Here is a 19,403-nt window from a genome sequence, read left to right on the forward strand (position 1 = left end):
TCGACCTGATCGACCACCGACAATTTAAAAGCCAGCGTGTAATCGCGCTGACTGCGCCTTTTCCCCGAATCCATTGCTCCCTCCTGAAAATAGGTCAGAAGGTGTAAACCTTATTCAGGACGGGACAGCACCAACAAAAAAGCCCCGCTTCTGCGGGGCTTTTTGTTTTACGCGGTGGCTTTCTTCGCGTTGATCTTCTTCAACTCTTCATCGCGCAACTCACGACGCAGAATCTTGCCAACGTTGGTCGTCGGCAACGCATCGCGGAACTCCACGGCGCGCGGGACCTTGTAGCCGGTGACGTTGGCGCGCATGTGCTCCATCACTTGCTCCTTGGTCAGGGTCACACCCGGTTTGGCGACGATGAAAATCTTGATCGCCTCACCCGACTTCTCATCCGGTATGCCGACGGCCGCGCATTGCAGCACGCCAGGCAGGGTTGCCAGCACGTCTTCCAGCTCGTTCGGGTAAACGTTGAAACCGGAGACCAGGATCATGTCTTTCTTGCGATCGACAATGCGTAAATAACCATCGGCCTGGATCAACGCGATGTCACCGGTCTTCAGCCAGCCTTCGCTGTCGAGCATTTCATCGGTGGCGTCCTGGCGCTGCCAGTAGCCCTTCATCACCTGCGGACCTTTCACGCACAGTTCACCGATTTCACCCATCGGCTGTTCGACGCCGGAATCGTCGATGATTTTGCACAGGGTCGATGGAACCGGGATACCGATGGTGCCGATCTGGATGTTCTGGATTGGATTCACTGTCGCCACCGGGCTGGTTTCGGTCATGCCGTAACCTTCACAGATGGCGCAACCGGTGACCGCTTTCCAGCGCTCGGCCGCCGCCAGTTGCAGGGCCATGCCGCCGGACAGGGTGACTTTCAGTGCCGAGAAATCCAGCTTGCGGAAGCCTTCGTTGTTGCACAGGGCCACGAACAAGGTGTTCAGACCGACAAAGCCGCTGAACTTCCACTTCGACAGTTCCTTGACCATCGCCGGCAGGTCGCGCGGGTTGCTGATCAGGATGTTGTGGTTGCCGATCAGCATCATTGCCATGCAATGAAAGGTGAACGCATAGATGTGATACAGCGGCAGTGGCGTGATCAGGATCTCGCAACCTTCATTGAGGTTGGAGCCCATCAGCGCCTTGCACTGCAACATGTTCGCCACCAGGTTGCGGTGGGTCAGCATCGCGCCCTTGGCAACGCCGGTGGTGCCGCCGGTGTATTGCAGTACCGCGACGTCACCGCTGGCCGGATTGGCTTCAGTCACCGGCTGGCCCATGCCTTTGCTCAGCACGTCGTTGAACTTGACGGCTTTTGGCAAGTGATAGGCCGGCACCATCTTCTTCACGTACTTGATGACGCTATTGATCAGCAGGCGCTTGAGCGGCGGCAACAAGTCGGCCACTTCGGTGACGATCACGTGCTTGACGCCGGTTTTCGGCACTACGGTTTCTGCCAGGTGCGCCATGTTGGCCAGGCAGACCAGGGCTTTGGCACCGGAGTCGTTGAATTGGTGTTCCATTTCCCGCGCGGTGTACAGCGGGTTTGTGTTGACCACGATCAGCCCGGCGCGGATAGCACCGAAGACGGCAACCGGGTACTGCAACACGTTAGGCAGTTGCACGGCGATTCGATCGCCAGGCTGCAAGTCGGTATGCTGTTGCAGGTAAGCGGCAAAGGCACCGGACAATTCGTACAGTTCACCGTAGGTGATTGTCTTGCCCAGGTTGCTGAATGCCGGTTTGTTGGCGAAGCGTTGGCAGGATTGCTTCAACACTGCCTGAATATTCGGATACTCGTCTGGATTGATGTCGGCAGCAATCCCAGCTGGGTACTTATCCTTCCAAAAGTCTTCGTTCATGGAAGCCCACTCCTCAGCAACGCGAATTCAGCACCGCATTTGATGCGATTATTATTGGTGTTTGGTCATTGGTAAATCTGGCTTTTATCCAGGCCGAGAAGTCACAAAGCGCGCCGAGAGTAGCAGCTTTGCCAAGGGTCGACTAGAGCCAAAAGCGGCCTCTACGGTCACATTTGTGACTCAAGAATAACAAACAGTCATTTTAGAGCAAAAATTCTATAAAGCTCTGAAAGCCCAGTAAATAGCGGCTTATCCCGCCTCAAAAGCATCGCGGGCAAGCCACGCTCCCAAAGGTTCTGTGTGCTCACAATGCAGTGAACGACACGAAACCTGTGGGAGCGTGGCTTGCCCGCGATCCGCGCAAAGCGCGGCCATTCACCGATCAGGCGATATCACGCAACTCCCGCCGCAGAATCTTGCCCACCGGCGTCATCGGCAGCGACTCGCGCAATACGATGTGCTTGGGGACTTTATACGCCGTGAAGTTTTCCTGGCAGTAAGCCTTCAGCTCCTCAAGGCTGACCCCGGCCTCACGGGCGACCACGAACAGCTTCACCGCCTCCCCCGAGCGCTCGTCGGGCACGCCGATGACCGCACAGTTGGCGACATTGGGATGCGCCATGACCACATCCTCGATCTCGTTCGGGTACACGTTGAAACCCGAGACGATGATCATGTCCTTCTTGCGATCGACGATGCGCACGAAACCGTCCGGGTCGATCACCGCAATGTCACCGGACTTGAACCAGCCCTCGGCATCCAGCACCTCGGCTGTGGCTTCGGGTTTGTGCCAATAGCCCTTCATGATTTGCGGGCCCTTGATGCACAACTCGCCGCGCTCACCCAAAGCTTGCTCGACGCCCTCATCATTGATGACTTTCAGCGTGGTGCCCGGTACCGGCAGGCCGACCGTGCCGAGCCGCGATTGACCACCGTAGGGGTTGGTGCAGGCCACCGGCGACGTTTCGGTCAGGCCGTAGCCTTCGGTGATGCGGCAACCGGTCAACTGCTCCCAGCGCTCAGCCGTCGCCTTGACCAGCGCAGTGCCACCGGAGTTGGTGAGTTTGAGCGTGGAGAAGTCCAGGGTCTTGAAATCCGGATGCTCCATCAGCGCGACAAACAGCGTGTTGAGCCCCAACAGCGCCGAGAACCGCCAGTTTTTCAGTTCCTTGATGAAGCCACCAATGTCCCGCGGATTGGTGATCAGCACGTTGTGATTGCCCGACACCATCATGCACATGCAATTGGCCGTGAACGCATAGATGTGGTACAGCGGCAGCGGCGCGATCATCACCTCCTGCCCTTCGCGCAACAGCGGCTGGCCGTCAGTGCCGAACTGCTCCAGGCACGCCCGCACCTGCTGCATGTTGGCCACCAGGTTGCCGTGGGTGAGCATCGCACCCTTGGCCAGGCCGGTGGTGCCGCCGGTGTATTGCAGTACGGCGATGTCGTCGAGGCTGACTTTCAGCGGTTTGATGCCCAGGCCCCGGCCCGAGCGCAGCGCGCTTTTGAAGGAAATGGCCTGGGGCAAGGAATACTCCGGGACCATTTTCTTCACTTTGCTGACCAGGGTGTTGACCAGCCAACCCTTGGCAGCGGGCATCAGGTCACCCATTTTCGCTTCGATCAGGTACTGGATATCGGTGTCGGGCAGCACCTCCTGGACTTTCTGCCCGAACATGTTCAGGTACACCAGCGCCCGGGCCCCGGAGTCCTTGAACTGATGACGCATTTCCCGTGGGGTGTACAACGGGTTGGTGTTGACCACGACCAGCCCGGCACGCAAGGCGCCGAACACCGCGATCGGATAATGCAGGACGTTAGGCATCTGTACCGCAATGCGATCGCCCGGCACCAGGTCGGTATGGGCTTGCAGGTAACCGGCGAAGGCGGCGCTGTAGCGTTCCAGTTCGGCGTAAGTCAGGGTGACGCCCATGTTGCTGAACGCAGGGCGGTCAGCAAACTTTTTGCAGGAACGCTCGAACACCTCGATCACCGACTTGTAGGCGCCCAGATCAATGTCCAGGGGCACGCCGGCCGGGCGTTTGTCATTCCAGAAATCAGGTTGCATTGTTCTTGTCCTCTTTACCTGAATCTATCCGGGGCCGCTTTTCTGTCATTTCTCTGTGATCCCTCAAAAAGCAGAAAGCGAAAAGCGGAGCTCCACGGACACTAGCAGTTATGACGATTCAGGCAAATATGCCCACAGTCGTCATTGATCGTGTGAATCTTCCCGCCGTGGGGTAGCCTGATCAGACGCCCCGTGAAGGATGGGCTATATAAAGCAACCAGGCTGTTTCCCAGTCGCAGCCCATGCAAAGGAATCGCGATGATCCACGACACTTTCTGGCTGACCACCAGTGACCACTGCCGTCTGTACGTCAACCAGTGGCTGCCTGAAGGCGGTCTCAAGGCAGTGATTCTGCTGGCCCACGGCATGGCCGAGCACAGTGGTCGCTATAGGCGACTGGCGGAAAAACTCTGCGCACACAGCTATGGCGTATGCGCGCCGGACCTGCGCGGACATGGCAAAACTGCCGAAACGGGAACGCTGGGGCATTTCGCCGACGATGATGGCTGGTGCAAGGTGGTCAGCGACCTGGCGAGCCTCAACCAGCACCTGGGCCAACAACATCGCGGTGTGCCGATCGTGCTGCTGGGACACAGCATGGGCAGCTACATTGCTCAAGCCTACCTGTTGCACCACAGCGCCAGCCTGCATGGGGCGATTCTCAGTGGCTCGAATTTCCAGCCCGTGGCGCTGTATCGCGCAGCGCGGCAAATCGCCCGTTTAGAACGCCTGCGCCAGGGCCCGAAGGGGCGCAGCGCATTGATCGAATGGCTGTCATTCGGCTCGTTCAACAAAAAATTCAAACCTGCTCGCACCGCGTTCGACTGGCTCAGCCGCGATCCGGCAGAAGTCGACCTGTACGCCAACGATCCGCTCTGCGGCTTTCGCTGCACCAATCAGCTGTGGATAGATTTGCTCGGTGGGTTGCAGCAAATCAGCAAAGCGTCCAATCTCGCGCAGATCGATCCGGGGCTGCCGTTGCTGGTGATCGGCGGCGAATGTGATCCGGTGAGCGATGGCAAACGTCTGACTGATCTGGCCAATGCGTTGCGTGCAGCCGGCAGCCAGCACCTGCAGTTGACCATTTACCCTCAGGCACGCCACGAACTGTTCAACGAAACCAACCGCGATGAGGTCGTCGCCGATGTGCTGAACTGGATCGAGCTGGCCTTGAGTACGCCGCGACCACACCGCTGCGAATAGTTTTTTGTGGATTTTTTTGTTCGTCACAGGAATTGAGACAGATGACCCAGGTTACCAACACCCCATACGAAGCCCTCGAAGTGGGCCAGACCGCCAGCTTCAGCAAGACCGTTGAGGAGCGCGACATTCAATTGTTCGCAGCGATGTCCGGCGACCACAACCCGGTACATCTGGATGCCGAGTACGCCGCTGGCACCATGTTCAAGGAGCGCATCGCCCACGGCATGTTCAGCGGTGCGCTGATCAGTGCTGCGGTAGCCTGCGAACTGCCTGGGCCAGGCACCATTTACATCGGCCAGACCATGAGTTTTCAGAAGCCGGTGAAAATTGGCGACACCCTGACCGTACGCCTGGAAATCCTCGAAAAACTGCCGAAGTTTCGCGTACGCATCGCCACTCGCGTGTTCAACCAGCGCGATGAGCTGGTGGTGGACGGCGAGGCGGAAATCCTCGCCCCACGCAAACAGCAGAGCGTGACGCTGACGACGCTGCCGGCAATCAGTATTGGTTGACCAGTGGATGGCTGTTGCCAGAGGGCTCTGTGGATAAGGGGCAAGCCCCCTCGCCACAGTTGCCGTCGCATTGGCTGCCCACCCAATAAAAAACGCCAGGCTAGCTGGCGTTTTTTTTTACAAGCGGTGAACGCTTACGAGCGTGCACGAGCCTGGTTACGCAGGGCTTTCACCTGGTCGTGATTGCGCTGCACGCCGTGATACTGACGTTCAACCAGGTCACGAATACCTACCAGGTTGTGCTTGTTGATTTTTTCCATGGCGTCGCGATATGCCTTCAGCGCGTGGTCTTCGCCGCGTTCGGCTTCGTTCAACACGGCTTCTTCATCCTTGCCGGTAAACATCGCCTTCACGTCGACCCAGCGACGGTGCAAGTCGCCACTGACGCTGGTGGAAGTTTCCGGATCACCGCCCATCGAACGCACGGCCGCTTGCAACTCGCTTGCTGCGGTGGCGCAATCGGCGGAACGTTGAACAAACAGGCTTTTGAGATCAGGCTGCTTGATGTCTTCGGCGCAAGTCTTGAACCCTTCCTGACCGTCCTTGCTGGTTTCAATCAGGTCGTTGAGTACAGAGATGGCTTCTTTATTCATGTCGGTCATTTTTCAATTCCTTGCGGTTGATGAAAGATGCAATGAGTAGTGCACCCTGCATGCCAGCTTGGATTCTTTTATATATTCCTTATTTATCAACAAGTTATGTTTCAATGAAAAATCTGTATCCGTTTTTTTTGCATGAACTGTCAATTGGCCTGCATGCAGAATGCCTGTATTTTCCAGACTGACCGAATCAAGATGACCAAGCGATGAACCCTGAAAGACTCGAACTGCTGATAACCCGGCAAATGCCCTTCGGCAAATACAAGGGTCGAATCATCGCAGACCTGCCTGGCCCCTACCTGAACTGGTTCGCCCGTGAGGGTTTTCCCCATGGAGAATTGGGAGGCCTGCTGGCCTTGATGCAGGAAATAGATCACAACGGCTTGTCGGACTTGCTGGAACCGCTGCGCGCCAAACATGGCAAGCCTGCCCCGCGCCACTGATGCACTGCCCCGCCCCCCTCATCGAGTAGCCCCATGCCTGATAACACCCGCCGTGCCCGTGATGAAGCCTTCTGGCGGACCTTTGCCGACCGCTACGATGTCGAACGCGGCCCGATCAACCTGGAGAACGGTTACTTCGGGCGCATGTCGCGCACGGTGGTCGAGGAATATCTGCACAACATCGAGCTGATCAACCGAGGTAATTCGGTGCATGTTCGTCAGCGATTCGAACAGGGCGATAGTCTGAGAATACAGGCGTTGGTGGCCAACTTGATCGGCATGCCCGGCGAGGCCGTCGCCCTGACCCGCAACGCCTCGGACGGCCTGCAGGCGCTGATCCGCAACTACAATCGACTGCAACCGGGCGACCAGGTGCTGATTTGCGATCTGGAATACGACACGGTCAAGAGCGCCATGCGCTGGCTGGCGAAACATCGCGGTGTCGAGGTGATCGAGATCGAACACCAGCACCCTGCCAGTTTCGACACCCTCCTCACCACTTACCGGGAAACATTCGCCCGTTATCCGCGCCTCAAGTTAATGGCGCTGACCCACGTCACCCACCGCACCGGCCTGGTGATGCCGGTGCAGGCCATTGCCGGCGCCGCGAAAGAACAAGGTATCGATGTGATCCTCGACGGCGCCCATGCGCTGGGCCAGTTCGAATTCGATCTCGAGGAACTGGGCATCGCGTTCGCCGCCTACAACCTGCACAAATGGATCGGCGCGCCGCTGACCCTGGGCTTCCTCTATATCGCTCCCGAGCGCCTGGCGGATATCGACCCGGACATGGGCGAAATGCATTTCCCGGCCACCGACATCCGCGCCCGTACCCCGTACAGCACACCCAACATTCCAGCGTTGCTGACGTTGCCGCTGGTGCTCGAAGAGCATCACGCCATGGGTGGCGCGGCTGCCAAGGGCGCGCGCCTCAAGTACTTGCGCAATCTGTGGGTGCGCGAAGTGCGCGAGCTGCCGGGTATCGAGGTGCTGACGCCGGCTGATCCACGGTTGTATTGCGGCATTACCTCAATGCGTTTTACCGCACAGGCCGATCAACAGGTGATGGTCGAACGGATGCTCAGTGATTACAACCTGTTCACCGTGGTGCGCAGTGGCGCGGCGTGCGGGCCGTGCATCCGCATTACCCCTGGACTGACCACCACTGCCGAGCACATGACGCAGTTGGTCACGGCACTCAAAGAACTACGCTGATCCCCCCACTGCAAGAGCGAGCCGGCTCCGGGTGGCGTTCCGACGATGGTTGTGAACGGTGACGCGTAAACCAGATGCGCAGCAGCGCCCTTGATTTTTTCGCGAGCATGCTCGCTCCTACAATGATCGCGGCTAGCATTACAAACCTGTGGGAGCGGGCTTGCCCGCGATGGCGGCGGGTCAGGCGAAATAAAATTTCCTGCAGGTTATTTACGGGCAAAAAAAACGGTGCGCCGACCAAGCGCACCGTAAAGCCGTAGTACACACAACGAAGTGTCGGGTGAAGCACTCAGTCCAGCAGCGCCAAGGCCTCGGCGGTGCATTCCTGAATGCGGGCCCAGTCGCCGTTCCTGATCCACTCCGGATCAAGCATCCAGCTACCGCCCACGCACATGACGTTTTTCAACGACATGTAGCTCTTGATATTGCCAGGCCCCACACCACCGGTCGGGCAGAATTTCACTTCGCCAAACGGTCCGCCCAGGGCCTTGATGGCCGCCACACCGCCACTGACTTCAGCCGGGAACAGTTTGAAGCGGCGATAACCCAGACCGTAGCCTTCCATGATGCCCGATGCGTTGCTGATGCCAGGCAACAGCGGGATCGGGCTGGCAACGCTGGCTTCCAGCAAATCGCGGGTAATGCCCGGGGTGACGATGAATTGCGAGCCAGCCGCTTCGGCTGCAGCCAGCATCTGGCGATCGAGCACGGTGCCGGCACCGGTCACCAGTTCCGGGCGCTGCTCGCGCAGAATCTGGATGGCCTTGAGGCCGAACTGCGAACGCAGGGTCACTTCCAGGGCGGTCAGGCCGCCGGCCGCCAAGGCATCGGCCAGCGGCAGAACGTCCTGCTCGCGAGCGATGGTAATCACCGGCAGGATCCGCGCCTTGGCGCAGAGGCTGTCGATCAGGGCAACTTTATCCGCCATGGAAACGGTCGGGGATGGAATTGTCATAGCGGCTGTTCCTTGGCTCATGGGCACCAGTAAATCTCTAACGTAGGTTGCAGAAACGCGCGAATCGGCATTGCGGCGACATCGTCACCGGCCAGTGCGGTATTGAGGGTGGACAGTTTGGACTGCCCGCTAATCGACAGAATCTTGTGCCTGGCCGATGTCAGCAGCGCACGGCTCATGGTCAGGCGCTGATGCGGCACGGTCGGCGCCAGCATTGGCCAGCAGCGACGCACGCCGTCTTCTTTCAAAGCCTCAACAAGATTCGGGCTGTCGGGAAACAGCGACGCGGTGTGCCCGTCATCGCCCATGCCCAGCACCAGCACGTCGATAACCGGCAACTCAGAGAGCAAACGGTCGGCCTGCTCGGCCGCCTGTTCAAGGTTGGCGCTGGCGCTGTACAGGCTCAGAAACCGGGCCTTGGCCGCCGGTCCCTGCAGCAGGTAACGCTTGATCAGGCCAGCGTTACTGTCGGCGTGCTCGACCGGTACCCAGCGCTCGTCCGCCAGGCTGATCACCACGTTCGACCAGTCCAGCGCCTGCTTGGCCAGGTGCTGGAAAAACGCCACCGGGCTGCGCCCACCGGACACCACCAGGGTTGCAGTCCCCTTGGCGTCGATCGCCTCGCTCAGTTGTCGAGCCACGTTAAGTGCCAGGCCTTCGGCCAGCAGCTGTGGGCTTTTGTAGCCGTGGGCACTGACACCCTGCGGCAGTTGCAAATCAGATATCGCCATACCACGACCTCCCGTCCCGCGTGATCAGAGCAATGGAGCTCATTGGCCCCCAGGACCCGGCCGCGTACGGCTTGGGCGCATCACCGGATTTTTTCCACCCGGCGATCAACTGGTCGCACCACTTCCACGCGGCTTCGATTTCATCTTTACGGACAAACAGGTTCTGATTGCCACGCATCACTTCCAGCAACAACCGCTCGTAGGCATCGGGAATCCGTGCGCTGCGCCAGGTGTCGGAAAAATTCAGCTGCAACGGACCGCTGCGCAGCTGCATGCCCTTGTCCAGGCCTTGGTCTTTAGTCATCACGCGCAAGGAAATGCCTTCGTCCGGTTGCAGGCGAATGATCAGTTTGTTGCTGATCTGCAGGCGCTGTTCGGGGGCGAAGATGTAGTGCGACGGTTCCTTGAAGTGAATGACGATCTGCGACAGCTTCTGCGGCATGCGCTTGCCGGTACGCAGGTAAAACGGCACGCCGGCCCAACGCCAGTTGCGGATATCGGCCCGCAGGGCGACGAAGGTTTCGGTGTCGCTCTGGGTGTTGGAATTGGGCTCTTCCAGGTAACCCGGCACTGGCTTGCCTTCGCTGTAGCCGGCGATGTACTGGCCACGAACCACTTGTGTGCTCAGGCCTTCCGGGGTGATCGGTGCCAGTGCCTTGAGGACCTTGACCTTCTCGTCGCGGATACTGTCGGCGGACAGGTCCGCCGGCGGGTCCATGGCGATCAGGCAGAGCAGTTGCAGCAGGTGATTCTGGATCATGTCCCGCAGCTGACCGGCCTTGTCGAAGTAACCCCAGCGACCTTCGATGCCGACCTTTTCCGCCACGGTGATTTCCACGTGGGAAATGTAATTCTGGTTCCACTGGGTTTCGAACAGGCTGTTGGCGAAACGCAGGGCGATCAGGTTCTGCACCGTTTCCTTGCCCAGGTAGTGATCGATGCGGTAGGTGCGGTTCTCCGGGAAGAACTGCGCTACGGCGTCGTTGACCTTGCGCGAGGATTCCAGGTCCGAACCGATAGGTTTTTCCAGGACCACCCGGGTGTTTTCCGAAAGGCCAACCTTGGCCAGGTTTTCGCAGATCGCGCCGTACACCGCTGCTGGCGTGGCGAAATAAGCGATGACCCGTTGCGCACTGCCGGCCGCTTCGGCCAGGGCCACGTAGTCCCGGGCCTCGAGAAAATCGACGTGCAGGTAGCTCAGGCGCGCCAGAAAACGCTCGACCACGGCTTCGTCCAGGTCCTTGGCGCCGACGTAGCGACGCAGCTCGCTGGCGATGAACGCCAGGTGCTCCTGCTCGGTGCCTGGCTCACGGGCCAGGGCGATGATTCGCGTGTCCTCGTGCAACAGGCCTGCGCCATCAAGTTGATAGAGGGCCGGAAACAGCTTGCGCAGCGCCAGATCGCCGAGGGCACCGAACAAGGCAAAGGTACACGGTTCAACCGTAATCGAGAGCATGATGTTTGTTCTTTTATCAAGTTAAGCTACAAATACCTTTTTTCAAGGCATCACTCAAGGGAAAATGTAGTAATAACCACAACATTTTCGCAAAATACAGATTCCGAGTGGTGGTCAGTCGGAGCCAACAGTAGGATAGGCCACCGTTACGGGCCTCACCAAAGGCCCTTTTTGCATTAGCCGCGCGCTTTATCCACGCCGGTGAATCAAGGAAACTCATATGGACCGCGTGCGAAATTTACTGGAACAAATCCAGAATCGCCTTGAAGAGCTGAACAAGGCCGAACGCAAAGTCGCCGAGGTGATCCTGCTCAACCCGCAGCAGGCCACCCGGTTCAGTATTGCCGCCCTCGCCCAGGCAGCTTCAGTCAGCGAACCGACGGTCAACCGCTTCTGCCGTTCGTTCGGCGTCAGCGGCTATCCCGAGCTCAAGTTGCAACTGGCCCAGAGCCTGGCCAGCGGCGCGGCGTACGTCAGCCGGGCCGTGGAAGCCGATGACAACCCTGAGGCCTACACCCGGAAAATCTTCGGCAGCGCCATTGCCTCGCTGGACAGCGCCTGCCAGGCGCTGGACCCGAACCTGATCAGCCGCGCCGTCGACCTGCTGATCCAGGCCCGGCAAATCCACTTCTTCGGCCTCGGCGCCTCGGCCCCGGTGGCGCTGGATGCGCAACACAAATTCTTCCGCTTCAACCTCGCCGTCACCGCCCATGCCGATGTGTTGATGCAGCGCATGATTGCCTCGGTGGCGCATACCGGCGAGTTGTTCGTGATCATTTCCTACACCGGGCGCACCCGCGAACTGGTGGAAGTGGCGCGCATCGCCCGGGAAAACGGCGCGTCGGTGCTGGGCCTGACCGCCGAGAATTCACCACTGGCCAAGGCCAGTACCCTGAGCCTGAACATTCCGCTGCCGGAAGACACCGACATCTACATGCCGATGACCTCGCGGATCATTCAGCTGACGGTGCTCGATGTGCTCGCTACTGGTATGACCTTGCGTCGTGGAGTGGATTTCCAGCCGCATCTGCGCAAGATCAAGGAGAGTTTGAATGCCAGCCGGTATCCGGTAGGGGATGAGTTCAACTGAGGTTTCAAAAGCTGCCCTCACCCCAGCCCTCCCGAAACGTCGGACCACCCGGAGGGAGAGGGAGCCGATATCATGCTTTTCAAAACCTGAGTTCGACCGGGCATTCAGGTCAATGTGGAGCGAGCTGGTCAAATGCCTTTCAGAACCTGAGTTAAACTCGAGCTTTCAGGTCGATGTATAACGCAAGACACCTCGGTCAGTCCCCTCTCCCACTGGGAGAGGGCTAGGGTGAGGGCCGCACCTCACTGACACACCTACACCCCCACCCGCGCCTGCAAACTCAAATGCGCCCGTTCTCCCGGCGCCAGGCTCAGGCTGTCAGTGCCACCACTCGCCGCCTCCACGCAAACAAACTCGGATATCTCGTTCCAGCTCACCCCCAGCAACGGCCGCGAGCCGGGATGCCACACCACCGTGTCTGCCGTATCCCCGGTATCAATGCACAACGCCCGGTCCCAGGCATGGTCGTTTAACTGCAATTCACCGTCATGCTGGAACACCCGCTGACAACCCCCATCGACCCGCAACTCGCCTTCCTGCTGACAAACCTGCCGGCTCAACTGGTCATAACCCTGCGCACCTTCGAGCCCAGACAGCGCTACCTCACCGACATCACCAATACGCCAATAGGCGTGCAAAGCCTGGCTCAGCTGGCACGGCATGTCGTCCTGATGCTCAGTGCTCAGGCGCAGATCCATGCGTTCACCCAGATGCGCGTGCAGGTCAACCTGCCAGTCGCATAACTTCAATTGCCAGTGCAGGCGCACGCCATCGTCGTCGCTATTGCTGTCGAGCAACTTCCAGTCGAGCAACCGCGCCCAGCCATGGGACGGCCAGGCGTTTTCGCTCGGATGCCGGCCATACCATGGCCAGCACACCGGCACACCACCACGAATGGCACCGACCTGCGGCCACTTCGCCGCGCACCACAGCCAGGGTTTCTGCCCCTTGGGCTGAAAGTGCAGCAACTGCGCGCCCTGCCGACTGAACACCGCCTGACACAGCGGATGATCGATCACCAGCACGTCGCGCATTTGATAGCGCTCCCACGCAAACACCGGTCGTTCACGCAGGGTTTTGAAGAAGCGTTGTAGCGGATGCTCAAGCATGTGCCACTGTCCTGAAAAACATCGTCACCGGGGTGCGCTCCCCGCAAAAAAAAAACGGACAGCCTGGGCTGCCCGCAAAAATGCGCACATAGAGGGGGAGCTTATCGCAACAGCGTTAGAACACCGACTGAATTTTCAGGCCGGCCACCAGCGCGTCATCAACTTCTTCCACACCGCCTGGATGGGTGATGTATTGCAGGTTAGGACGCACGGTCAGCCAGTTGGTTACATGGAAACCGTAGTTGAGCTCGTAGTTGTACTCGGTGTCACGCAGTGGTGCGAACAGTGGGTTCTCGTAGTCCGTGACACCGTTGCCAGCGTTGACCAGCTCGGAGTTTTTCTTCACGTCTTCGTTAACGTGAATACGCGAGAAACCGATACCCATGTCATCTTTCGGACGGGCGTCGAACGGCCCTTTGTACACAAACATCAGCGACTGGTAGTTGTCGACGAAGTTGGTGTCCTTGTCGTGGAAAGTGGCGTTGGCCGCAATGTTCAGACCGCGAGACTTGTCACCGTTATGGCTGGTGAGTTGCTGTTGGGCAACGAACCAGTAACCGTGCTTGCTGCTGTGGCTGCGATAGGCGTTGCCGCTGGTTGCCGCATCATTGCCGTTGTCGTCTTTAAGGACGTCATCGGCGCTGGCGGTGCTTTTGTAGTAACCGACACGGTATTCGCCCGGCAGGCTGTTCGGGTTCGGCAACCAGACCAGTTCGACCGGCAACACCGTGCCTTCCGTACCGCTGCCGCTGAGCTTGAAGCCGTTACCGTGCTCCAGTTGCGACGGGTTCTGGTTGTACGCGCCGATCTGCGCATACCACTCAGGCGAGAAGTTGTACTTCACCCGGACAGCGGCCTGCATGACCGGCCAGTTGTACCAGATGTTGGTGGCCCAGTTACCCACCTGGGAGCCGCAGAACGCCAGGTTCTGGAACTCGCAAGGGAAGGTGTTGAAGTCTTCGCCTTCGCCGAAGTAACCGGCCTTGACGTCCAGTTTGCCGTCGAGGAACTGGTGCTTGATCCACAACTGGGTCAAACGAACCATATGACCACGGCCGTAGACTTCCTGGGAGGAACTCAAGGTGCCGGCACGCGGGTCGCCGATGCGGTCGTTGGAGATGTTCTCGCCGTTACGGTTGGTGAGCTGGATCTTGGCCTGGGTGTTGTCCCAGCCGAACAGTTTTTCCAGGTCCAGTGCCGCGCCCAGACCGAACTGGTCGGCGTAACGCGCGGTCTTGTCGTCGTTGAAGCCGCCATGGAGGTTGCCGCCGACTTCGCCGACATAGTCCATCTTGATGTCGATACCCTGCTCGATCAGCTTGGTCCGCTCGCCACCCCAATCACCGGTCATCCATTCGGAGTCGGCACTGAACGCATCAGCTGCGTGCACGCTGCCGGCCAGCATCATTGCCGCTACCGCTGACAACTGGCAGATAAGCTGAGCGTTGTTGTTCTTCGTCATCCCTAAATCCTCGTTTTTTTGTTATTAACTTTTCTTTTTCTAACGCGGTTACATCAGTTGCGATGCGCGACAGGCCGCGCACCGCATATCCCCCTGCAGGAACCGGCCTTTGTGGGAGCTGGCCTGCCGGCGATAGCATCAACTCGGTTCGACGTTGAACCGAGTCGTCTGCATCGCTGGCAGGCCAGCTCCCACACAACCGCATTCCCACACTTGTTCTTCAGCGGCCTTTGAATTGCGCTACGTTGGCAGCGTGCGGCTCGGCTTTCGGTACACCGGCCACCCCCAGGCGCTCCCCGGTCTTGGCATCGAACAGCAGCACTTTCGCCGGATCGAATTGCAGGGTCAGGGTCTCGCCAACGGCTGGCGCAACATCCGGTGCCAGGCGGCAGCAGACCTTGGTGTCATTGAGGTTGACGAAGACCAGGGTGTCCGGCCCGGTCGGTTCGGTGACCTGGACTTCGGCGCGAATGGTCGGCAGACCGTTCGCTTCGCCATTGGCCAGCACGATCTGCTCCGGGCGCATGCCGAGGATCACTTCGCGGTCTTCGAGACCGGCGTCCTGCATGCCCAGCGGCAACTCGCAACGGGCCTGGCCGCTGTCGAGCAGCGCCAGCAGACGACCGTCCTTGCGCTGCAAGCGCAGGGGGATGAAGTTCATCGGCGGCGAGCCGATAAAGCTCGCCACGAACAGGTTGGCCGGGTTGTTGTAGATATCCTTCGGCGTGCCGAACTGCTGGATGATCCCGTCCTTCATCACCGCCACTTTGTCGCCCAGGGTCATGGCTTCGATCTGGTCGTGGGTCACGTAGACCGTGGTGGTTTTGAGGCGCTGGTGCATCAGTTTCATTTCGGTGCGCATCTCGACCCGCAGCTTGGCGTCGAGGTTGGACAGCGGTTCGTCGAACAGATAAATCTTCGGCCGCCGCGCCAACGCACGGCCCATCGCCACGCGCTGTTGCTGACCACCGGAGAGCTGGCCAGGCTTGCGGCTGAGCAGGTGTTCGATCTGCAGCAGTTTGGATACCCGAGCGACTTCTTCGTCGATTTCCGCGATCGGCATTTTGCGAATCTTCAGGCCGAAGGCGATGTTGTCGCGCACGCTCATGGTCGGGTACAGCGCGTAGGACTGGAACACCATGGCGATGTCCCGGTCTTTCGGGCTCATGCCGCTGATGTCGGCGTCGTCCACCAGGATCGCGCCGCCGCTGATGGTTTCCAGGCCGGCGATGCAGTTCATCAATGTGGACTTACCGCAACCGGACGGGCCGACCAGAATCAGGAACTCACCGTCATCGATCTTCAGTTCGATGTTCTTCAGGGTGTCCGGCAAACCCGGCCCGTAAGTCTTGTTGACGTTGCGTAATTCGAGAGTTGCCATCTTCTACCCCTTGACCGCGCCGGACGTCAGCCCACGCAGGAAATACTTGCCAGCGAATATGTAGACCAGCAGTGTCGGCAGCCCGGCGATCATCGCGGCGGCCATATCAACGTTGTATTCCTTGGCCCCGGTGCTGGTGTTGACCAGGTTGTTCAGGGCCACGGTAATTGGCTGGGCATCGCCACTGGCGAAGACCACGCCGAACAGGAAGTCATTCCAGATCTGGGTGAACTGCCAGATCAGGCAGACCATCACGATCGGAATCGACATCGGCAGCAGGATCTTCCAGAAGATCGTGAAGAAGCCCGCGCCATCGAGCCTTGCGGCCTTGACCAGCGCATCCGGAATGCTCACGTAGTAGTTGCGGAAGAACAGCGTGGTGAACGCCAGGCCGTAGACCACGTGCACCAGCACAAGGCCCGTGGTGGTGTTGGCCAGGCCGAGCTTGCCGAGGGTGAACGAAGCCGGCAGCAGCACCGTCTGAAACGGCAGGAAGCAACCGAACAGCAACAGGCCGAAGAACAGCTGCGAACCACGGAAGCGCCACATCGACAGCACGTAGCCGTTCATGGCACCGATGAAGGTCGAGATCAAAACTGCCGGCACGGTGATTTTCACCGAGTTCCAGAAGTAGCCGCCGACCACGTCCCAGGCCTTGATCCAGCCGATGCCGTCGATCACGGTCGGCCAGCTCAGCAGGTTGCCGGTGCGGATGTCTTCCGGGGATTTGAAGCTGGTCAGCAGCATAACGATCAGCGGGATCAGGTACACCGCAGCGGCCAGCAACAGGGTTGCGTAGATGGCGATGCGGCTCAGGCTCAGGGCTGGTTTGCCGAGTTGATTAGTCATGGCGTTTGCCTCGCAGCTCGGAGTACAGGTACGGCACGAGGATGGTCAGCACGGCGCCGAGCATCAGCATGGCGCTGGCCGAACCGATGCCCATCTGGCCACGGCTGAAGGTGAAGGAATACATGAACATCGCCGGCAGGTCGGACGAGTAGCCAGGGCCACCGGCGGTCATCGCCGCGACCAGGTCGAAGCTCTTGATCGCGATGTGCGCAAGGATCATGAAGGCACTGAAGAACACCGGGCGCAGGCTCGGCAGCACGATCTTCAGGTAGATGGTCGGCAGGTTCGCGCCGTCGACTTGCGCGGCACGGATGATCGACTGATCGACACCACGCAGGCCGGCGAGGAACATCGCCATGACGAAGCCTGAGGCTTGCCAGACGGCGGCGATCACCAGGCAGTAAACCACGCGATCCTGATCCACCAGCCAGTCGAGACGAAAGCCTTCCCAGCCCCAGTCACGCAGCATCTTGTCCAGGCCCAGGCCCGGGTTGAGCAGCCATTTCCACGCGGTACCGGTGACGATCATCGACAGCGCCATCGGGTACAGGTACACGGTGCGGATGAAGCCTTCCTTGCGAATGCGCTGGTCCAGCAGCACCGCGAGGAACACGCCCAGCACCAGGCTGATACCGATGAACATGCCGCCGAACAGCGCCAGGTTCTTGCTCGCGACCCACCAGCGGTCGTTGTCCATCAGGCGCATGTATTGCTGCAGGCCGACCCACTTGTAGCTCGGCATGAAGCTGGAATTGGTGAAGGACAGAATGAACGTCCAGATGATGTAACCGTAGAAACCAACCAACACGATCAGCATGCTCGGCGCGAGTACCAACTTGGGTAACCAGCGTTGCAGCGCATCGAACGGTGAGGCTTTGCTGAAAACCGCCACAGAGCTCATCGGGATAATCCAGGTGAAGGGAATGAACCGACACAGTGATCCCCTGTGGGAGTGGACTTGCTCGCGAAAGCGGTGTGGCAATCGACATCAATGTTGAATGTCAGTGCGCATTCGCGAGCAAGCCCGCTCCCACATTGGGTCAGGCTGTGTCAGGAATTACTGGGCAGCTTTGACAGCCGAAGCCAGTTGGGCGCTGGCCTTGGCCGGGTCTGCGTCCTTGTCGTTCATGAAGTTGGTGACCACGTCGAAGATCGCGCCTTGCACAGCCAGGGTGGTGGCCATGTTGTGCGCCATGCTCGGTTGCAGGCCGCCGTTTTTGTCGTCCGCCAGGAAGTCCTTGGCAGAGGTTTGCGCGCAGGAGTCGAAACCGAGCTTGTCCATTTCGTTGAGCATGTCGGTGCGAACCGGGATCGAGCCTTTGTTGATGCTGAAGACTTTCTGGAAGTCGGTGCCCAACGCGACCTTGGCCAGGTCCTGCTGAGCGGCGATGTCGCCCTTGCGATCAGCTTTCAACTTGAACACCGCCAGGGAGTCGATGTTATAGGTGAAGGCTTTTTCGGTGCCCGGGAAGGCTACGCACTGATAGTCCTTGCCCGCTACTTTCTTCGCGGCAGTCCACTCGCTCTTCGCCCAGTCGCCCATCATCTGCATGCCGGCCTTGCCGTTGATCACTTCGGCGGCAGCGATGTTCCAGTCACGACCGGCACGGTTCGGGTCCATGTAGGTGGTGATCTTTTTCAGCTCGGTGAAAGCCTTGGTCATCTCGGCGCCCGAGAGGGTTTTCTGATCCAGGTCGACCAGGGCTTTCTTGTAGCCATCGGCACCCATCACCGACAACACAATGTCTTCAAATACGGTGCTGTCCTGCCAAGGCTGACCGCCGTGGGCAAGCGCAATGAAGCCGGCGGCCTTGAGCTTGTCACCGGCGGCATAGAATTCTTCGAGGGTAGTCGGGGCCTTGTCGATCCCGGCTTTCTTGAACACCTCAGGGTTGATCCACAGCCAGTTGACGCGGTGAATGTTCACCGGCACGGCGACGTAATCACCTTCGTACTTCACGGTATCGGAGACTTTCTTCGACAGCAGGCCGTCCCAGTTTTCCGCCTTGGAAACGTCTTTCAGCGCGTCGGTGCTGAGCAGGCCAGTGCTGCCCCACTCCTGGATATCCGGACCCTTGATTTGTGCAACACCCGGCGGATTGCCTGCTACGGCGCGACTCTTGAGTACGGTCATGGCCGTGGAACCGCCACCGCCGGCGACTGCGCCGTCCTTCCAGGCGAACCCGTCTTTTTCGACTTGGGCCTTGAGCACATCGACCGCTGCCTTTTCACCACCCGAGGTCCACCAGTGAACGACTTCCACGGAACCTTTGGATTCGGCGGCAAGCACACTGAGAGGGAGCGCAGACAGGGAGACGAGAGAAATGACAGTAGCAAGGCGAGAAATCGCATTCATCTAGAAGTACCTTTCTTGTTGTTATGCATGCAAGTCTGGTGCTTGCGCTGCATAGGATTTTAAACAGGAGTCATCCCCGCGCAGGTAACGAAGGGACGTGTGA

At 59.1% G+C, this 19,403-nt stretch carries 17 protein-coding genes; 5 read left to right on the forward strand and 12 right to left on the reverse strand.

The genetic code is table 11. The annotated features are described in order from the left end of the window. Nucleotides 1-167 precede the first annotated feature (167 nt). Together fadD1 and fadD2 are read right to left on the reverse strand one after the other, a co-directional pair. Nucleotides 168-1,868, reverse strand: a complete 1,701-nt coding sequence (gene fadD1, locus KW839_RS13160) for a long-chain-fatty-acid--CoA ligase FadD1 (protein ID WP_218424585.1) — start codon at nt 1,866-1,868, stop codon at nt 168-170. A 382-nt stretch (nt 1,869-2,250) separates the two neighbouring features. Continuing rightward, nucleotides 2,251-3,939, reverse strand: a complete 1,689-nt coding sequence (fadD2, locus tag KW839_RS13165; protein ID WP_218424586.1) for a long-chain-fatty-acid--CoA ligase FadD2 — start codon at nt 3,937-3,939, stop codon at nt 2,251-2,253. A 258-nt stretch (nt 3,940-4,197) separates the two neighbouring features. On the opposite strand from fadD2, the gene KW839_RS13170 reads away from it, so the two are divergent. Beyond that, entirely contained in the window at nt 4,198-5,142 is a 945-nt protein-coding gene (locus tag KW839_RS13170; protein ID WP_218424587.1) for an alpha/beta hydrolase, read from the forward strand. Between the two features lie 41 nt (nt 5,143-5,183). Continuing rightward, complete coding sequence (locus KW839_RS13175; protein ID WP_060539692.1) at nt 5,184-5,654, forward strand: MaoC family dehydratase; 471 nt, start codon at nt 5,184-5,186, stop codon at nt 5,652-5,654. Nucleotides 5,655-5,788: 134 nt separating this feature from the next. On the opposite strand, the gene KW839_RS13180 is transcribed toward KW839_RS13175, so the two are convergent. Next, nucleotides 5,789-6,256 (reverse strand): PA2169 family four-helix-bundle protein, encoded by a 468-nt coding sequence (locus tag KW839_RS13180; RefSeq protein WP_060539691.1) that lies wholly within the window; start codon nt 6,254-6,256, stop codon nt 5,789-5,791. A 203-nt stretch (nt 6,257-6,459) separates the two neighbouring features. On the opposite strand from KW839_RS13180, the gene KW839_RS13185 reads away from it, so the two are divergent. Both KW839_RS13185 and KW839_RS13190 read left to right on the forward strand, forming a co-directional pair. Next, nucleotides 6,460-6,696: a DUF3820 family protein gene (locus tag KW839_RS13185; protein WP_218424588.1), complete on the forward strand. Its 237-nt coding sequence runs from the start codon at nt 6,460-6,462 to the stop codon at nt 6,694-6,696. 33 nt (nt 6,697-6,729) lie between these two features. Further along, nucleotides 6,730-7,911, forward strand: a complete 1,182-nt coding sequence (locus tag KW839_RS13190) for an aminotransferase class V-fold PLP-dependent enzyme (protein ID WP_218424589.1) — start codon at nt 6,730-6,732, stop codon at nt 7,909-7,911. Between the two features lie 289 nt (nt 7,912-8,200). Here KW839_RS13190 and KW839_RS13195 read toward each other — a convergent pair whose 3' ends face one another. The 3 genes from KW839_RS13195 to zwf are packed head-to-tail and all read right to left on the reverse strand — an operon-like array spanning nt 8,201 to nt 11,053. After that, nucleotides 8,201-8,866, reverse strand: coding sequence for a bifunctional 4-hydroxy-2-oxoglutarate aldolase/2-dehydro-3-deoxy-phosphogluconate aldolase (locus tag KW839_RS13195; protein WP_060539688.1), 666 nt, complete (start codon nt 8,864-8,866; stop codon nt 8,201-8,203). A gap of 17 nt (nt 8,867-8,883) precedes the next feature. Continuing rightward, nucleotides 8,884-9,597: a 6-phosphogluconolactonase gene (gene pgl, locus KW839_RS13200; RefSeq protein WP_060539687.1), complete on the reverse strand. Its 714-nt coding sequence runs from the start codon at nt 9,595-9,597 to the stop codon at nt 8,884-8,886. After that, nucleotides 9,584-11,053, reverse strand: a complete 1,470-nt coding sequence (gene zwf, locus KW839_RS13205) for a glucose-6-phosphate dehydrogenase (RefSeq protein ID WP_060539686.1) — start codon at nt 11,051-11,053, stop codon at nt 9,584-9,586. The genes pgl and zwf overlap by 14 nt, the downstream gene beginning before the upstream one ends. 229 nt (nt 11,054-11,282) lie before the next feature. Between zwf and KW839_RS13210 the strand changes: the two genes are divergently transcribed. After that, on the forward strand, nt 11,283-12,143 hold the full coding sequence (locus tag KW839_RS13210; RefSeq protein ID WP_177336938.1) for a MurR/RpiR family transcriptional regulator: 861 nt from the start codon (nt 11,283-11,285) through the stop codon (nt 12,141-12,143). A gap of 254 nt (nt 12,144-12,397) precedes the next feature. On the opposite strand, the gene KW839_RS13215 is transcribed toward KW839_RS13210, so the two are convergent. From KW839_RS13215 to KW839_RS13240, 6 genes are all read right to left on the reverse strand, one after another. Continuing rightward, a complete protein-coding gene (locus KW839_RS13215; protein ID WP_218424590.1) occupies nt 12,398-13,252 on the reverse strand; it encodes a D-hexose-6-phosphate mutarotase in 855 nt (284 codons plus the stop codon). Between the two features lie 115 nt (nt 13,253-13,367). Further along, nucleotides 13,368-14,714 (reverse strand): carbohydrate porin, encoded by a 1,347-nt coding sequence (locus tag KW839_RS13220; protein WP_218424591.1) that lies wholly within the window; start codon nt 14,712-14,714, stop codon nt 13,368-13,370. A 220-nt stretch (nt 14,715-14,934) separates the two neighbouring features. Next, entirely contained in the window at nt 14,935-16,095 is a 1,161-nt protein-coding gene (locus tag KW839_RS13225; RefSeq protein ID WP_060539682.1) for an ABC transporter ATP-binding protein, read from the reverse strand. Between the two features lie 3 nt (nt 16,096-16,098). Further along, nucleotides 16,099-16,944: a carbohydrate ABC transporter permease gene (locus KW839_RS13230; RefSeq protein ID WP_218424592.1), complete on the reverse strand. Its 846-nt coding sequence runs from the start codon at nt 16,942-16,944 to the stop codon at nt 16,099-16,101. Further along, nucleotides 16,937-17,845: a carbohydrate ABC transporter permease gene (locus tag KW839_RS13235; RefSeq protein WP_060539680.1), complete on the reverse strand. Its 909-nt coding sequence runs from the start codon at nt 17,843-17,845 to the stop codon at nt 16,937-16,939. Before KW839_RS13235 ends, KW839_RS13230 begins: the two co-directional genes overlap by 8 nt. Nucleotides 17,846-18,001: 156 nt before the next feature. After that, nucleotides 18,002-19,300 carry an ABC transporter substrate-binding protein gene (locus KW839_RS13240; RefSeq protein ID WP_218424593.1) on the reverse strand — a complete coding sequence of 433 codons (1,299 nt, stop codon included), beginning with the start codon at nt 19,298-19,300 and terminating at the stop codon, nt 18,002-18,004. Between the last annotated feature and the right edge of the window lie 103 nt (nt 19,301-19,403).

Source organism: Pseudomonas sp. PDM31 (assembly GCF_019218965.1).
Classification (GTDB): domain Bacteria; phylum Pseudomonadota; class Gammaproteobacteria; order Pseudomonadales; family Pseudomonadaceae; genus Aquipseudomonas.

Excerpts from the sequence above, each read along its gene's own strand:
- fadD1 (WP_218424585.1), bottom strand. The coding sequence starts at position 1,868 with ATGAACGAAGACTTTTGGAAGGATAAGTACCCAGCTGGGATTGCTGCC.
- fadD2 (WP_218424586.1), bottom strand. The coding sequence starts at position 3,939 with ATGCAACCTGATTTCTGGAATGACAAACGCCCGGCCGGCGTGCCCCTG.
- KW839_RS13170 (WP_218424587.1), top strand. The coding sequence starts at position 4,198 with ATGATCCACGACACTTTCTGGCTGACCACCAGTGACCACTGCCGTCTG.
- KW839_RS13175 (WP_060539692.1), top strand. The coding sequence starts at position 5,184 with ATGACCCAGGTTACCAACACCCCATACGAAGCCCTCGAAGTGGGCCAG.
- KW839_RS13180 (WP_060539691.1), bottom strand. The coding sequence starts at position 6,256 with ATGACCGACATGAATAAAGAAGCCATCTCTGTACTCAACGACCTGATT.
- KW839_RS13185 (WP_218424588.1), top strand. The coding sequence starts at position 6,460 with ATGAACCCTGAAAGACTCGAACTGCTGATAACCCGGCAAATGCCCTTC.
- KW839_RS13190 (WP_218424589.1), top strand. The coding sequence starts at position 6,730 with ATGCCTGATAACACCCGCCGTGCCCGTGATGAAGCCTTCTGGCGGACC.
- KW839_RS13195 (WP_060539688.1), bottom strand. The coding sequence starts at position 8,866 with ATGACAATTCCATCCCCGACCGTTTCCATGGCGGATAAAGTTGCCCTG.
- pgl (WP_060539687.1), bottom strand. The coding sequence starts at position 9,597 with ATGGCGATATCTGATTTGCAACTGCCGCAGGGTGTCAGTGCCCACGGC.
- zwf (WP_060539686.1), bottom strand. The coding sequence starts at position 11,053 with ATGCTCTCGATTACGGTTGAACCGTGTACCTTTGCCTTGTTCGGTGCC.
- KW839_RS13215 (WP_218424590.1), bottom strand. The coding sequence starts at position 13,252 with ATGCTTGAGCATCCGCTACAACGCTTCTTCAAAACCCTGCGTGAACGA.
- KW839_RS13220 (WP_218424591.1), bottom strand. The coding sequence starts at position 14,714 with ATGACGAAGAACAACAACGCTCAGCTTATCTGCCAGTTGTCAGCGGTA.
- KW839_RS13225 (WP_060539682.1), bottom strand. The coding sequence starts at position 16,095 with ATGGCAACTCTCGAATTACGCAACGTCAACAAGACTTACGGGCCGGGT.
- KW839_RS13230 (WP_218424592.1), bottom strand. The coding sequence starts at position 16,944 with ATGACTAATCAACTCGGCAAACCAGCCCTGAGCCTGAGCCGCATCGCC.
- KW839_RS13235 (WP_060539680.1), bottom strand. The coding sequence starts at position 17,845 with ATGAGCTCTGTGGCGGTTTTCAGCAAAGCCTCACCGTTCGATGCGCTG.
- KW839_RS13240 (WP_218424593.1), bottom strand. The coding sequence starts at position 19,300 with ATGAATGCGATTTCTCGCCTTGCTACTGTCATTTCTCTCGTCTCCCTG.